The sequence below is a fragment of the Serinicoccus profundi genome (assembly GCF_008001015.1).
In the GTDB taxonomy this organism is placed as follows: domain Bacteria; phylum Actinomycetota; class Actinomycetes; order Actinomycetales; family Dermatophilaceae; genus Ornithinicoccus; species Ornithinicoccus profundi.
The window spans coordinates 1,850,902-1,865,897 of record NZ_CP042862.1 but is presented as its reverse complement, the minus strand read 5'-3'; the positions used below and the strand labels follow the sequence as shown (position 1 = coordinate 1,865,897).

15 protein-coding genes are annotated in these 14,996 nt (G+C 72.5%); all 15 read left to right on the top strand.

The annotated features are described in order from the left end of the window. Positions 1-58: 58 nt before the first annotated feature. Positions 59-619, top strand: a complete 561-nt coding sequence (efp, locus tag FA582_RS08615; RefSeq protein ID WP_010148604.1) for an elongation factor P — start codon at positions 59-61, stop codon at positions 617-619. Between the two features lie 3 nt (positions 620-622). After that, entirely contained in the window at positions 623-1,036 is a 414-nt protein-coding gene (gene nusB, locus FA582_RS08610; RefSeq protein ID WP_010148603.1) for a transcription antitermination factor NusB, read from the top strand. Positions 1,037-1,196: 160 nt separating this feature from the next. Further along, positions 1,197-1,778 (top strand): bifunctional pyr operon transcriptional regulator/uracil phosphoribosyltransferase PyrR, encoded by a 582-nt coding sequence (gene pyrR / locus FA582_RS08605; protein WP_010148602.1) that lies wholly within the window; start codon positions 1,197-1,199, stop codon positions 1,776-1,778. Then, positions 1,775-2,710, top strand: a complete 936-nt coding sequence (locus tag FA582_RS08600; RefSeq protein ID WP_010148601.1) for an aspartate carbamoyltransferase catalytic subunit — start codon at positions 1,775-1,777, stop codon at positions 2,708-2,710. Before pyrR ends, FA582_RS08600 begins: the two co-directional genes overlap by 4 nt. After that, positions 2,707-4,026, top strand: a complete 1,320-nt coding sequence (locus tag FA582_RS08595) for a dihydroorotase (RefSeq protein ID WP_010148600.1) — start codon at positions 2,707-2,709, stop codon at positions 4,024-4,026. Before FA582_RS08600 ends, FA582_RS08595 begins: the two co-directional genes overlap by 4 nt. Positions 4,027-4,049: 23 nt before the next feature. Next, complete coding sequence (gene carA / locus FA582_RS08590) at positions 4,050-5,237, top strand: glutamine-hydrolyzing carbamoyl-phosphate synthase small subunit (protein WP_010148599.1); 1,188 nt, start codon at positions 4,050-4,052, stop codon at positions 5,235-5,237. 2 nt (positions 5,238-5,239) lie between these two features. Then, positions 5,240-8,578: a carbamoyl-phosphate synthase large subunit gene (gene carB, locus FA582_RS08585; RefSeq protein ID WP_010148597.1), complete on the top strand. Its 3,339-nt coding sequence runs from the start codon at positions 5,240-5,242 to the stop codon at positions 8,576-8,578. A gap of 12 nt (positions 8,579-8,590) precedes the next feature. Next, positions 8,591-9,391, top strand: a complete 801-nt coding sequence (locus FA582_RS08580; protein WP_010148596.1) for an iron-sulfur cluster-binding protein — start codon at positions 8,591-8,593, stop codon at positions 9,389-9,391. Between the two features lie 248 nt (positions 9,392-9,639). Next, positions 9,640-10,194: a nitronate monooxygenase gene (locus FA582_RS17410; RefSeq protein WP_147899788.1), complete on the top strand. Its 555-nt coding sequence runs from the start codon at positions 9,640-9,642 to the stop codon at positions 10,192-10,194. Next, positions 10,191-11,063: an orotidine-5'-phosphate decarboxylase gene (pyrF, locus tag FA582_RS08570; protein ID WP_010148594.1), complete on the top strand. Its 873-nt coding sequence runs from the start codon at positions 10,191-10,193 to the stop codon at positions 11,061-11,063. The genes FA582_RS17410 and pyrF overlap by 4 nt, the downstream gene beginning before the upstream one ends. 141 nt (positions 11,064-11,204) lie before the next feature. Continuing rightward, on the top strand, positions 11,205-11,522 hold the full coding sequence (gene mihF, locus FA582_RS08565) for an integration host factor, actinobacterial type (protein ID WP_010148593.1): 318 nt from the start codon (positions 11,205-11,207) through the stop codon (positions 11,520-11,522). A gap of 47 nt (positions 11,523-11,569) precedes the next feature. Continuing rightward, the gene (gmk, locus tag FA582_RS08560) at positions 11,570-12,121 is read left to right on the top strand and encodes a guanylate kinase (protein ID WP_010148592.1); all 552 of its coding nucleotides are present in this window, start codon (positions 11,570-11,572) and stop codon (positions 12,119-12,121) included. Between the two features lie 7 nt (positions 12,122-12,128). Beyond that, positions 12,129-12,398 (top strand): DNA-directed RNA polymerase subunit omega, encoded by a 270-nt coding sequence (gene rpoZ, locus FA582_RS08555; protein WP_010148591.1) that lies wholly within the window; start codon positions 12,129-12,131, stop codon positions 12,396-12,398. A gap of 26 nt (positions 12,399-12,424) precedes the next feature. Beyond that, a complete protein-coding gene (coaBC, locus tag FA582_RS08550) occupies positions 12,425-13,684 on the top strand; it encodes a bifunctional phosphopantothenoylcysteine decarboxylase/phosphopantothenate--cysteine ligase CoaBC (RefSeq protein ID WP_010148590.1) in 1,260 nt (419 codons plus the stop codon). A gap of 80 nt (positions 13,685-13,764) precedes the next feature. Continuing rightward, the gene (metK, locus tag FA582_RS08545; RefSeq protein ID WP_010148589.1) at positions 13,765-14,979 is read left to right on the top strand and encodes a methionine adenosyltransferase; all 1,215 of its coding nucleotides are present in this window, start codon (positions 13,765-13,767) and stop codon (positions 14,977-14,979) included. Positions 14,980-14,996 lie beyond the last annotated feature (17 nt).

Here is a 14,996-nt window from a genome sequence, read left to right as displayed (position 1 = left end):
ACTCGATGCGGTAAATCCCTGAACCCGCCGACCGGCATACCGAAGGAAGACACGCGACGTGGCAAGCACGAACGACCTGAAGAACGGCATGGTCCTCGACATGGACAACGGGCTGTGGCAGGTGCTGGAGTTCCAGCACGTCAAGCCCGGCAAGGGCCCGGCCTTCGTCCGCACCAAGCTCAAGAACGTCCTCACCAACAAGATCGTGGACAAGACGTTCAACGCGGGCACCAAGGTGGAGACGGCCACGGTCGACCGCTCGGACTACCAGTACCTCTACAACGACGGTACCGACTACATCTTCATGGATGAGAAGACCTACGAGCAGGTCCCGGTGAGCCCCGAGGCCATGGGCACCACGGCCAACTACCTCCTCGAGAACAACCGGGCCATGATCGCCCAGCACGAGGGTCGTGTCCTCTATGTCGAGCTGCCCCCCTCGGTGGTGCTCGAGATCACCCACACCGACCCCGGCCTGCAGGGCGACCGGTCCACGGGTGGCACCAAGCCGGCCACGCTGGAGACCGGCGCGGAGATCCAGGTCCCGCTGTTCCTCGAGTCCGGCACCAAGGTCAAGGTCGACACCCGCGACGGGTCCTACCTCGGCCGCGTGAACTGACCCGTGGCCGCACGCACCCGGGCACGCAAGCGGGCCCTGGAGCTGCTCTTCGAGGCCGAGCAGCGGGGGATCAACGTCGGTGAGCTCCTGGAGTCCCGGATCGCGACGCCGACCACCCAGCACGCCCTGCCGGACTACACCGTCGAGATCGTGCGGGGCGTGATCTTCCACTGGTCGCAGATCGAGGAGATCCTCGCCACCTGGTCCCAGGGCTGGAGCCTGGAGCGGATGGCCGCGGTCGACCGCGCCGCCCTCCGGGTCGGGGCCTGGGAGATCCTCTGGAACGACGAGGTGCCCGACATGGTCGCGGTCTCCGAGGCGGTCGAGCTCGTCGGGCGGATGAGCACCGACGACTCACCGAGCTTCGTCAACGGTCTGCTCGCCCGCATCGCCGAGGTCAAGCACACCCTCGTCTGACCCCGCACCCCGCTCGGGTATGCCTGCTGCGCGAGGTGCCTCCGCATCCGCCCGGGGCGGGGTCGGGGCGGGGACCCTGCCCCGGTGGGGGTAGGGTGGTACGCGCACCGACACGTCCTTTAACCACCGTCCTGTGAGGCGGGGAAGGAGAGTGGGCCTGATGAGCCCTGCCCGTGAACGAGACGCCGCTCCCCCCGCGGGAGCGCCTCGGACCACCGGAGGACGTGAGGTCCTCACCCCCGACGACATCCAGCGGGCGCTCAAGCGCATCGCGCACGAGATCCTCGAGGGCAACAAGGGGCCCGACGACCTCGTCCTGCTGGGGATCCCGACCCGCGGCGTGCCGCTCGCCCACCGCCTCGCCGCGTCCATCGCGGCCGTCGAGGGGACCGACGTGCCCACCGGGTCGTTGGACATCACGATGTACCGCGACGACCTGCGCACCCAGCCCACCCGGGCGCCCGAGCCGATGAAGGTCCCCGCCGGCGGCGTGGACGGCAAGGTCGTGGTGCTCGTCGACGACGTGCTCTACTCCGGCCGGACCGTGCGGGCGGCGCTCGACAGCCTCGCCGACCTCGGTCGTCCCTCGGTCGTCCGGCTGGCGGTGCTCGTCGACCGCGGTCACCGCGACCTGCCGATCCGCGCGGACTACGTCGGCAAGAACCTCCCCACCTCGCGCTCGGAGCGCGTCATGGTGCGGCTGGCCGACGGGGACGGCACCGAGGGGGTGTGGATCGCGTGAAGCACCTGCTCTCGATCGCCGACCTGTCCTCCGAGGAGATCACCGCCATTCTCGACACCGCGGTCTCCATGCACGAGGTGCAGGACCGCCAGGTCAAGAAGCTCCCGACGCTGCGCGGCCGCACGATCATCAACTTCTTCTTCGAGGACTCCACCCGCACCCGCGCGTCCTTCGAGATCGCCGGCAAGTGGATGAGCGCCGACACGATCAACCTCACCGGTAAGGGCACGTCGGTCTCCAAGGGGGAGTCGCTGCGCGACACCGTCCTCACCATCGACGCCATGGGCGTGGACATGATGATCATCCGTCACCCCGCCAGCGGCGCCCCGGCGCAGGTCGCCGACTGGACGAACTGCTCGATCGTCAACGCCGGCGACGGCACGCACGAGCACCCGAGCCAGGCCCTCCTCGACGCCTACACCCTGCGCCGCGCGCTCGGTGGCGACCTCGAGGGCCGGCACGTCGCGATCGTCGGTGACCTCACCCACTCCCGGGTCCTGCGCTCCAACCTCCTGTGTCTGCGCGCGCTGGGCGCGCACGTCACCCTGGTGGCGCCGCCCACGCTCATGCCGAGCGGCATCGCCGGCTGGGCCGCGGCGGACGGCTTCGACACCTCCTACGACCTCGACGAGGTCCTCCCGCAGGTGGACGCGGTGATGATGCTCCGCGTCCAGCGCGAGCGGATGTCCGGGGGCTACTTCCCGACCGCCCGGGAGTATGCCGTGACCTACGGCCTCACCGCCCGTCGCCTGGGCCTGCTGCAGGAGCACGCCGTCATCTGCCACCCGGGCCCGATGAACCGCGGTCTGGAGATCTCCGCGGACGCGGCCGACGCGGCGCGCTCGCTGGTGCTCGACCAGGTCAGCGCCGGGGTGGCGGTCCGCATGTCCATCCTCTACCACCTCCTCGCCGGGGAAGGAGACGCACAGTGAGCCCCACCACCGCCCTGCTCGTCCAGGGTGCCGATCTCGCCGGGGACGGCGCCGGGGACGTGCTCCTCGTCGACGGCACCCTCCGGGCGCTCGGTCCGGACGCCGCCGCCGAGGCACCCCAGGGCGTCCAGCGCCTGGACGCCGACGGCCTGGTGCTGCTGCCCGGCCTCGTGGACCTGCACACCCACCTGCGCGAGCCCGGCCGCGAGGACGCCGAGACGATCGACTCCGGCTCCCAGGCCGCGGCGGTGGGCGGGTTCACCGCGGTGCTGGCGATGGCCAACACCTCGCCGGTCACGGACACCGCGGAGGTCGCCGAGACCGTGCTCGACCTCGGCCGACGCGCGGGCTATGTCGACGTCCAGCCGGTGGGAGCCGTCACCAAGGGCCTGGCCGGCGAGGAGCTGGCCGAGCTCGGGCTCATGGCCCGCTCCCGGGCCCGGGTCCGGGTGTTCTCCGACGACGGCCGGTGCGTCCACGACGCGCGACTCATGCGGCGGGCGCTGGAGTACGTCAAGGCCTTCGACGGCGTCGTCTCCCAGCACGCGCAGGACCCGCGCCTGGCCGACGGCACGGCCTGCTGCCACGAGGGCGAGCTGTCCGGGCGGCTGGGGCTGCCCGGCTGGCCCTCGGTCGCCGAGGAGACGATCGTCGCGCGCGACGTGATGCTGGCGCGGCATACCGGCTCCAGGGTCCACGTGGCGCACGTCTCGACCGCGGGCAGCGTCGAGGTGATCCGCTGGGCCAAGGCGCAGGGGATCGCGGTGACCGCCGAGGTCACGCCGCACCACCTCATGCTGACCGAGGGCGAGCTCGTCGGCTACGACCCCACCTTCAAGGTCAACCCGCCGCTGCGTCCGGCCGAGGACACGCTCGCCCTGCGCGAGGCGCTCGCCGACGGCACCATCGACGCGGTCGCCACCGACCACGCCCCGCACGTCCGGCAGGACAAGGAGCACGCCTTCTCCGACGCGGCCTTCGGCATGCTGGGGCTGGAGACGGCGCTGCCGGTCGTCTCGACGGTCATGGTGGCCGAGGGGCTCATGGGGTGGTCGGACGTGGCGCGGGTGATGTCGAGCGCTCCGGCGCGGATCGCCGGGCTGGCCGGCCACGGGCAGGGGCTGCGGGTCGGGGCACCGGCCAACCTCACCCTCGTCGACCCGACCCGCAGCCACACGGTCGACCGGGCCCTGTCCCGGTCGCTCTCCCGCAACAACCCGTGGCACGGGCGCCGGCTCACCGGCGCCGTGCACCTGACGATGCTCCGGGGCAAGGTCACCGCGCGTGAGGGCCTGGTCTGGGGAGCGGCGTCATGACGAACGACACGAAAGAGGCAAGGGTGACCCACGCACAGCCAGAGCCGGCCCTCCTGGTGCTGGAAGACGGGCGCACCTTCCACGGCGAGGCCTACGGCGCCCGCGGCGTCACGGTCGGTGAGGCGGTCTTCTGCACCGGGATGACCGGTTACCAGGAGACGCTGACCGACCCCTCCTACCACCGCCAGGTCGTGGTGATGACGGCGCCGCACATCGGCAACACCGGCGTCAACACCACCGACATGGAGAGCCAGCGGATCTGGGTGGCGGGCTACGTCGTCCGCGACCCGGCGATCCGTCCGTCCAACTGGCGCTCCCAGGGCGACCTGGCCCAGGCCCTCGATCACGCCGGGGTGGTCGGCATCAGCGGCGTCGACACCCGTGCGCTGACCCGGCACCTGCGGGACCGCGGGGCGATGCGGGTCGGCATCTTCTCCGGTGACGCGGCGCAGGAGGGCACGCCGGAGATGCTCCGCCAGGTGCAGGAGGCGCCACGCATGGCGGGCTCGGCGCTGGCGGCGGAGGTCTCGACCCCCGAGGCGTATGTCGTGTCCCCGCCGGAGGGCGTCGCGACGCGCTTCCGGGTGGCGGCGCTCGACCTGGGCATCAAGGGCATGACGCCGGCGCTCATGGCGCAGCGCGGGATCGAGGTGCACGTGCTGCCGAGCCGGACCTCGGCGCAGGAGCTGCTCGAGCTGAAGCCCGACGGCGTGTTCTTCTCCAACGGCCCGGGTGACCCCGCGACGGCCGAGCACGAGGTGGAGCTCCTGCGGGAGGTGCTCGACCGACGCATCCCCTTCTTCGGCATCTGCTTCGGCAACCAGCTGCTAGGCCGGGCCCTGGGCCTGGGCACCTACAAGCTGGCCTTCGGGCACCGCGGCATCAACCAGCCCGTGCTGGACCGCGAGACCGGCAAGGTGGAGGTGACCAGCCACAACCACGGCTTCGCGATCGCCTGGCCCGACGGCATACCCACCGACCAGCCGGCGGACACCCCCTACGGACAGGTCCGCTGCAATCACGTGGCCCTCAACGACGACGTCGTGGAGGGGCTGTCGTGCACGGACGTCCCGGCCTTCAGCGTGCAGTACCACCCGGAGGCCGCCGCCGGCCCGCACGACGCGGAGTACCTCTTCGACCGCTTCGTGGACCTGCTGGAGCGGCATACCGCCGACGCGCCGTCCCCCGCCCCCACCACCCAGGAGTCCTGAGCGTGCCCAAGCGTGACGACATCACGAGCGTGCTGGTCATCGGGTCCGGCCCGATCGTCATCGGCCAGGCCGCCGAGTTCGACTACTCCGGCACCCAGGCGTGCCGGGTGCTGCGCGAGGAGGGGGTGCGCGTCATCCTCGTCAACTCCAACCCGGCGACCATCATGACCGACCCCGGGGTCGCCGACGCCACCTACGTCGAGCCGATCACCCCCGAGATCGTCGAGTCCATCATCGAGCGCGAGCGTCCCGACGCCGTGCTGGCCACCCTGGGTGGGCAGACGGCGCTCAACACCGCCATCGCCCTGCACGAGTCGGGGGTGCTGGAGCGCTACGGCTGCCCCCTCATCGGCGCCAACGTCGAGGCCATCCAGCTCGGCGAGGACCGCCAGGCGTTCAAGGGGGTCGTCGAGCGGTGCGGTGCCGAGTCGGCGCGCTCGGCCATCTGCCACACCATGGACGAGGTACTCGCCGCGGCCCAGGACCTCGGCTACCCGGTGGTGGTGCGTCCCTCGTTCACCATGGGCGGTCTGGGCTCCGGCTTCGCCTTCGACGAGCCGAGCCTGCGCCGGATCGCCGGTGCCGGGCTGCAGGACAGCCCGACCACCGAGGTGCTCCTGGAGGAGTCGATCCTCGGGTGGAAGGAGTACGAGCTCGAGGTGATGCGCGACCACGCCGACAACGTGGTCGTCGTCTGCTCCATCGAGAACCTCGACCCGATGGGGGTGCACACGGGGGACTCCATCACGGTCGCCCCGGCGATGACCCTGACCGACCGCGAGTACCAGCGGCTGCGCGACATCGGCATCGCCGTCATCCGCGAGGTCGGCGTCGACACCGGCGGCTGCAACATCCAGTTCGCGGTGAACCCCGAGGACGGGCGGATCATCGTCATCGAGATGAACCCCCGCGTCTCCCGCTCCTCGGCCCTGGCGTCCAAGGCGACCGGCTTCCCGATCGCCAAGATCGCGGCGAAGATGGCGCTGGGCTACACCCTCGACGAGGTGCCCAACGACATCACCCGCAAGACGCCGGCCAGCTTCGAGCCGACGCTGGACTACGTCGTCGTCAAGGTCCCCCGGTTCGCCTTCGAGAAGTTCCCGCTGGCCGACCCCACGCTCACGACGACCATGAAGTCGGTCGGCGAGGCGATGGCGCTGGGCCGCAACTTCACCGAGGCGCTGCAGAAGGCGCTGCGCTCGACCGAGGCGAGGCACACGACCTTCCACTGGCGGGCCGAGGAGGCACCGACCCGCGAGATGGCGCTGGCCCTGCTGGAGCAGGCCGCGACGCCCACCGACGGGCGGCTCGTGCTCGTGCAGCAGGCCCTGCGCGGGGGCGCGAGCGTCGAGGAGGCCCACGAGGCGACACGTATCGACCCGTGGTTCCTCGACCAGATCGCCGCGATCAACGACATCGCCGAGCTCATCCGGACCCAGGCCAGGGCCGCCAGCGGCGGACGGCTCACCCCCGAGCTCTTGCGCCTGGCCAAGCGGCACGGCTTCTCCGACCCCCAGCTGGCCCAGCTCACCGGGCTGAGCGAGGCCGTCGTGCGCGGGGTGCGGCAGGCGCTCGGGGTGCGCCCGGTCTACAAGACCGTCGACACCTGCGCCGGGGAGTTCGAGGCCAGCACGCCCTACCACTACTCCTCCTACGACGAGGAGACCGAGGTGGCGCCGCGCGAGCGGCCGGCCGTCATCATCCTCGGCTCGGGACCCAACCGGATCGGTCAGGGGATCGAGTTCGACTACTCCTGCGTGCACGCCTCCCTCACGCTGCGCGAGCACGGCTTCGACACCGTGATGGTCAACTGCAACCCCGAGACCGTCTCGACCGACTACGACACCTCCAGCCGGCTCTACTTCGAGCCGCTGACGCTCGAGGACGTCCTCGAGGTCGTCCACGCCGAGCGGCAGGCGGGCCCGCTGGCCGGCGTCGTCGTCCAGCTCGGCGGCCAGACGCCGCTGGGTCTCGCCGCAGCGCTCAAGGCCGAGGGGGTGCCGATCGTCGGCACCTCGCCGGAGGCCATCCACCTCGCCGAGGACCGCGCCGCCTTCGGTCGGGTCCTGCATGAGACCGGGCTGACCGCACCGCGGCACGGCACGGCATACACCGTGGAGGACGCGCTCGAGGTGGCGCACGAGGTGGGCTACCCCGTGCTCGTCCGCCCGTCCTACGTCCTGGGTGGACGGGGGATGGAGATCGTCTACGACGACGAGTCGCTCACCGCCTACGTCGGGCGGGCGACCGCGGCCGCTGTTGGCGAGGGCGTGGTCCACCCGGTGCTCATCGACCGGTTCCTGGACACCGCCGTCGAGATCGACATCGACGCGCTCTACGACGGCAGCGACCTCTACGTCGGCGGGATCATGGAGCATATCGAGGAGGCCGGGATCCACTCCGGCGACTCGGCCTGCGTGCTGCCGCCCTTCACCCTCGGCCGCTCGGAGCTGGAGCAGGTCCGGGAGGCGACGCGGGCGCTGGCCGAGGCGATCGGGGTCCGCGGGCTCATCAACGTGCAGTTCGCCCTGGCCCAGGACGTCCTCTACGTCCTGGAGGCCAACCCCCGGGCCAGCCGCACCGTGCCCTTCGTCGCCAAGGCGACCGGGGTGCCGCTCGCCCAGGCCGCCGCGCGCGTCATGCTCGGCGCCACCATCGCCGAGTTGCGCGAGGAGGGGGTGCTGCCGCGCCACGTGGACGGCGGGTCGCTGCCCGGGGATGCGCCGTTCTCGGTCAAGGAGGCGATCCTGCCCTTCCGCCGGTTCCGCACCCAGACCGGGGAGGCCATCGACTCGATCCTCGGCCCGGAGATGCGCTCGACCGGCGAGGTCATGGGCATCGACGCCTCCTTCGGCTCGGCCTTCGCCAAGAGCCAGCTGCGCGCCGGCTCGAGCCTGCCCACGCAGGGCACGGTCTTCGTGTCGGTGGCCAACCGCGACAAGCGCTCGATGATCTTCCCCGTCAAGCGTCTGGTCGACCTCGGCTTCTCCGTGCTCGCGACCGAGGGGACGGCGGACGTGCTGCGCCGCAACGGCATACCGGCCGAGGTCGTGCACAAGCACAGCGCGGCCCGCGCCGACGGATCGGTCCGCAGCATCGTCGACCGGATCAGCGACGGCGAGGTGGACATGGTCATCAACACGCCCTCCGGCCGGGACGCCCGTGCCGACGGCTACGCCATCCGGGCGGCGACGACCTCCCTCGACAAGCCGATCATCACCACCGTCCAGCAGCTGTCGGTGGCCGTCCTCGGCATCGAGGCGATGCGTGAGGGGCCCCTCTCGGTCGCCCCGCTCCAGGAGCACGCCGCGAAGCTGGACCTCTTCGGCCGCGCGGGGTGAACGGGTGATCCGGTGAGGAGGACCGGGGTCGGTGGCGCGGACCCGGTGACCTGGGCCGGCGTCACGCTCGCGCGCGCCGCCGGTGCCTACGACATCGTCAGCCTGGCGGTGCCGCCCGGCCCGGGGTGGGAGTCGGCGCGGCCGGGCCAGTTCCTGGTGCTGCCGGGGGACCCGGCCCGCGGTGAGGTCCTGCCCACCCTGCTGTGGGTCGCGGAGGTGTCTGTGGACCCCGTGCACGGGACCGCGGTGGACGTCGTGGTGCCCGCCGGTGGCGGGTGGGCCACCGGTCAACGGGTGCGGGTCCTCGGGCCTCTCGGGCGGGGCTTCGGCCTCCCGGCGGAGCCCGTGCCCGCACTGCTCGTGGGTCAGGGGGGCTCGGTCGTCCCGCTGCGCTGGCTCGTGCCCGTGCTGCGGGCCAAGGGGTGCGAGGTGCACCTGGTGCTCGCGGCCGACGACCCCGACGCCCACCTGGACCTTTCGCCGCTGCGCCGGCAGGCCGCCTCGGTCGTGCTGACCACACCCGGTGACCTCCTCGGCGTCGTGGCGCAGGCGCTGGACCAGCACCCTGGGCTCGGTGTCGTTTTCGCCGCCGGACCCCGGGGCGCGGTCCGTCGGGTGGCGGAGGTGACGCGGACGCGGGGTCGGGCCTCGCGGGTCTGCGCGCTGGACCTCGACGAGACCCTGCTGTGCGGGACGGGGCTGTGCGGCCAGTGCGACGTCGCGGTGGTGGACCCGCGCGGCGCGCGCACGGCTCGGCCGTGCCTCGAGGGGCCCGTGGTCCCGGGGGAGTGGTTGGTCGATGCTGCGCGGTGAGCCGCTGCCGTCGGTGTGGATCGCGCCCGGAGCCGTCGACGACCCTCGCGGGCTCCTGCGCTTCGGTCGGCTCGAGGAGATCCTCGTGCCGGTGGGCCCGGTCGTCGCGGCGCCCCGGTGCTCCCGGAGCCGCGCTCATCCACGGCACCGGTCCGGGAGGGCTCGACCACGCGGGGTCGCCCGGGATCGGGCTCGTCGAGGCCGTGGGCCGGTTGCGGTGGTGCGCCACCCGTGGCCTGCGCTGCGTCGTGGCCGTCCGGGGCGGGTCGCCGGGGGAGCCGGCCACCCTCGCCGGTCGGCTCAGCCGCGGGCTGGAGGGCGACGCCGTCGCCGCGGTCGAGGTCGACCTGCGGGGCACCGACGACCAGCACTGCCTCAAGGTCATGGCGAGGGTGCGCGAGGAGACCCCCCGCGACCTGCTGATCCTGGCCCGGTTGTCGGCACTGCAGCCGGACCTCGTGGCGTCCGCCCGCGGCGCGGTGGCCGGGGGAGCCGGTGCGGTCGTGGTCTGCGGCTCGGTGCCCCTGGGCGCCGGACGCTGGTGGTCGGGCCCCTCCACCGCCGCGGTCTGCCGCGCGGGCGTCCGTGCCCTCGCGGAGGCCGCCGTCGACGGACGCTGGCCCCCCGTCCCCGTCGTCGCGGCCGGCGGGGTCCACGACGGGGACTCCGCCCGGGCCGCCCTGCGCGAGGGCGCCCGAGCCGTGCAGCTCGGGTCGGCGCTGTGGGCCGACCCGACCCGCCTGTGGGCCGTCCGGGAGGCCCTCGACGATCCTGGAAGCCCCGACCCGAGGAGGACTGCATGACCAGCACGGATGAGGCCGGCACGACCACGGCGGACGGCGGTGGCGAGCGGTTCGGGCTGCGCCTGCACCGCGCCATCGCCGCGCACGGACCGCTGTGCGTCGGGATCGACCCGCACCGCGAGCTCCTGGCGTCCTGGGGACTGCCGGACTCCCCGGACGGGCTGCGTGAGTTCTGTGCCGTCACGCTCGAGGCGGCAGCCGGGCGATGCGTCGCGGTGAAGCCTCAGTCGGCCTTCTTCGAGCGCCACGGGGCGGCCGGGGTCGCCGTGCTGGAGGACGTCCTGCGCCAGGCCCGGGAGCGTGGCCTGCTCACCGTCCTCGACGCCAAGCGCGGTGACATCGGCTCGACGATGATGGGGTATGCCCAGGCCTACCTCGACGAGGGGGCGCCGCTCGGTGCGGACGCGCTGACCGTGAGCCCCTATCTCGGCTACGCATCGCTGCGCCCGGCGCTGGAGCTCGCCCGGCAGGCCGGACGCGGCGCCTTCGTGCTGGTGCGCACGTCCAACCCGGAGGCGGTCCAGGTGCAGTCGGTCGGCTCGCCCAGCGTGGCTCACCGGGTGCTCGAGGAGGTGGGCCGCGACAACCTCGGACAGGAGCCGTGCGGCGACATCGGCGTGGTGGTCGGGGCGACCGTCGACCTCGCGACAGAGGACCTGGGACTCGCCGACTCGCTCGCACCGGTGCTCGCCCCAGGAGTGGGCGCCCAGGGGGCCGACGAGCACGACGTCGCGCGGTCCTTCGCCGCGGTGCGGGGACGCGTCCTCGTCCCGATCTCACGGGGTGTGCTGGGTGCCGGACCCACGCGGGTGCGCGGGGAGGTCGAGCGCTGGAGCGACCGGCTCGCCTCCGCGGTGGGTGCCGGCTGAGTCCTCGACCCGACCCCCTGGCATCCTGGACGCCGCCCCCGGGCAGGTCCGTCGTGACGCGCGGGTTGGCACCGGGGCGACAGGGTCGCTATGTTCGTCGGCACCAGGGTTCCCTGGGACCGGATGACAAGGAGTAGGACCGTGGCCCTTCCCGAGCTGACCCCGGAGCAGCGCGCCGACGCGCTGGCCAAGGCCGCCGCCGCCCGTCGTGAGCGTGCAGCCGTCAAGAACCGCCTGAAGAACTCGCAGGGGTCCCTCAAGGACGTCATCGCCGAGGGCAAGGAGAACGACGTCATCGGCAAGATGAAGGTCTCGGCCCTGCTCGAGTCGATGCCGGGGGTGGGGCGCGTGCGTGCGCGTCAGCTCATGGAGGAGATCGGCATCTCGGAGAGTCGGCGCGTGCGGGGGCTCGGCGCCAACCAGGTGCACCACCTGCTCGACCACTTCAGCGACCGCTGAGCACCGCGGCGACGCCGGGCGAGGGGGTCTCCCCGGACCGGCGACTGGTGGTCCTGGCCGGCCCGACCGCGGTGGGCAAGGGCACGGTGGCGAGCTACGTCAGGGAGCACTACCCGGACGTCTGGCTCTCGGTCTCGGCGACGACCCGTCCCCCTCGCCCGGGGGAGGAGGACGGCCGTCACTACTTCTTCGTCGACGAGCCGGAGTTCGACCGGCTCGAGCGGACCGGCCAGCTGCTGGAGTCGGCGACGGTCCACGGACGGGCGCGCTACGGCACCCCGCGGGGCCCGGTGGAGCAGGCGCTGCTCCAGGGACGACCGACGATGCTGGAGATCGATCTGCAGGGTGCTCGACAGGTGCGCCAGGCCATGCCCGAGGCGCTGTTCGTCTTCCTCGCGCCCCCGAGCTGGGAGGAGCTGGTGCAGCGGCTCGTGGGCCGCGGCACCGAGTCCGAGGCCGAGCGTGCGACCCGGCTGGAGACGGCGCGGACCGAGCTGGCGGCCGTCTCGGAGTTCGACGTGACCATCGTCAACGACGATGTCGCCCGCGCGGCCGAACACCTCGTATCATTGATGGTTGACCCCCGAGCTAAGGACTGAGACCAACGTGAGTGGAACCGGCACCATCGCCCACCCGGACGGCATCACCAACCCGCCGATCGACAGCCTGCTGCAGCGCGCGGACAGCAAGTACGCCCTGGTCATTTACGCCGCCAAGCGGGCCCGGCAGATCAACGCCTACTACTCCCAGCTGAGCGAGGGCCTGCTGGAGTATGTCGGCCCGCTCGTCGAGGCCGACGCCACCGACAAGCCGCTGTCGATCGCGCTCCACGAGATCGACCAGGGCAAGCTGCACACCAGCTCCCCCGAGAACTGACCGACCCGACGACGGACGGCAGCGGTATGCGCGTGGTCCTGGGCGTCGCCGGCGGCATCGCCGCCTACAAGGCGTGCTCGGTGCTCCGGTTGCTCACCGAGGCCGGCCATCAGGTCACCGTGGTGCCCACGGCCGCCGCGCTGCACTTCGTCGGGGCGGCGACGTGGGAGGCGCTCAGCGGCCGACCCGTCTCCAGCGAGGTCTGGGACGACGTCCCGGCGGTCCCGCACGTCCGGCTCGGCCAAGGGGCCGACCTGGTCCTCGTGGCGCCGGCCACCGCCGACCTGCTGGCCCAGGCCGCGCACGGCCTGGCCGGTGACCTGCTGACCAACACCCTGCTCACCGCCCGCTGCCCGGTCGTGCTCGCGCCGGCCATGCATACCGAGATGTGGACGCACCCGGCCACGGTCGACAACGTGGCGACCCTGCGCTCGCGCGGGGTCCACGTGATCGAGCCGGCCCCGGGGCGGCTCACCGGGGCGGACACCGGCCCGGGCCGCCTCCCGGAGCCCGACGACATCGTCGCCCAGGCCCTGCAGGTCCTCGCCGAGCAAGAGGCGTCCGACACCGCCGCTGGCGCCGCTACCGCCGCCGAGGGCGACCTCGCCGGTCGCCACGTGGTGGTCACCGCGGGAGGGACCCGCGAACCGCTGGACCCCGTCCGCTTCCTCGGCAACCGGTCCTCCGGCAAGCAGGGGTATGCCGTGGCCGCCGCGGCGCGTCGGCGCGGCGCGCAGGTGACGCTGGTGAGCGCCAACGTGAGCCTCAGCGCCCCCCAGGGCGTGGAGGTGCTGGAGGTGGGGACCGCCCGCGAGCTGGAGGAGCAGGTCCGGGGGCTCGTGGGCGCCGGGGGCGTCGACGTCGTCGTCATGGCTGCCGCCGTGGCCGACTTCCGCCCCGCGCACTACACCGACGCCAAGATCAAGAAGACCCACGGCGAGGGGGACGACAGCGCCCCGACGCTGGAGCTGGTCCGCAACCCGGACATCCTCGCGGGACTGGTGGCGACCCGCGGTGGCGCGAGCACGCCCTACCTCGTCGGCTTCGCCGCCGAGACGGGCGACGCCACCGGCGACGTGCTCTCCCTGGCATGGGCCAAGCTCGAGCGCAAGGGGTGCGACCTGCTCGTCGCCAACGAGGTGGGCGTGGACAAGACCTTCGGGCAGGACGACACCACCGTCCACCTGCTGCGACCCGGCACGAGCGAGGTCGTGTCCGTCGGCCCCGCCACCAAGGACCACGTCGCGGACGCGATCTGGGCCGTGGTCGCTCCCGCGCTGCCCTGACCGGCGGGTCTGTCGGGGCGCCACCGTAGACTCACCCGCGTCAGTCAGCAGCCGCTGCACCCGTTCGCGAAGGAGTCTCGATGACCCGCCTGTTCACCTCCGAGTCCGTCACCGAGGGCCACCCCGACAAGATCTGCGACCAGATCAGTGACGCGATCCTCGACGACCTGCTCGCGCAGGACCCGCAGTCCCGGGTCGCCGTGGAGACCATGGTCACCACGGGCCTAGTGCACGTGGCGGGGGAGGTGCGCACCCAGGGCTACTCCAACATCGCCCAGCTCGTGCGCCAGACGATCCTGGACATCGGCTACGACAACTCCTACAAGGGCTTCGACGGACGCACCTGCGGGGTGGAGATCTCTATCGGGGACCAGTCGATCGACATCGCGACGGGCGTGGACGACGCGGTGAGCAGCCGCGGGTCGGCCGACGTCGACCCCTTCGACCAGCAGGGCGCGGGTGACCAGGGGCTGATGTTCGGCTACGCCTGCGACGACACTCCCGAGCTCATGCCGCTCCCGGTCTTCCTGGCGCACCGGCTCGCCGAGCAGCTGGCCGCCGTGCGCAAGAGCGGGGAGCTGGACTACCTCCGCCCGGACGGCAAGACCCAGGTGACGATCGCCTACGACGGCGACACCGCGGTGCGCCTCGACACCGTCGTCCTCTCCACCCAGCACGCGACCGGGGTCGACCTGGAGGACCAGCTCACGCCTGACATCCGGGAGCGGGTGATCACCCCGGTGCTGGAGCAGGCCCACGAGGCCGGGGTGCAGCTCAAGACCGACGGCTACCGCATGCTCGTCAACCCGACCGGGGTGTTCACCATCGGCGGTCCGATGGGCGATGCCGGGCTCACGGGGCGCAAGGTCATCGTCGACACCTACGGTGGCATGGCGCGGCACGGCGGCGGGGCGTTCTCCGGCAAGGACCCGTCCAAGGTCGACCGCAGCGCCGCCTACGCCATGCGCTGGGTGGCCAAGAACGTCGTGGCCGCAGGCCTGGCGCGACGCTGCGAGATCCAGGTGGCCTACGCCATCGGCTACCCGCACCCGGTGGGGCTCTACGTCGAGACCTTCGGCACGGAGACGGTGCCGGTCGAGCGGATCCAGCGTGCGGTCGACGAGGTCTTCGACCTGCGGCCGGCGGCGCTGGTGCACCAGCTGGACCTCCTGCGCCCGATCTACCGGCCCACCGCCGCCTACGGCCACTTCGGCCGGACCGAGGCCCCCGGTCTGGTCGACGGGTTCACCTGGGAGCGTCTCGACCGCGTCGACGCGTTGCGCTCCGCCGTCTGAGGGGTCCGGGGTCGGCG

Bases quoted from the DNA above. Each gene is read 5' to 3' on its own strand.
- pyrR (WP_010148602.1), top strand. From the start codon at position 1,197: ATGAGCCCTGCCCGTGAACGAGACGCCGCTCCCCCCGCGGGAGCGCCT.
- pyrF (WP_010148594.1), top strand. From the start codon at position 10,191: ATGACCAGCACGGATGAGGCCGGCACGACCACGGCGGACGGCGGTGGC.
- coaBC (WP_010148590.1), top strand. From the start codon at position 12,425: ATGCGCGTGGTCCTGGGCGTCGCCGGCGGCATCGCCGCCTACAAGGCG.
- metK (WP_010148589.1), top strand. From the start codon at position 13,765: ATGACCCGCCTGTTCACCTCCGAGTCCGTCACCGAGGGCCACCCCGAC.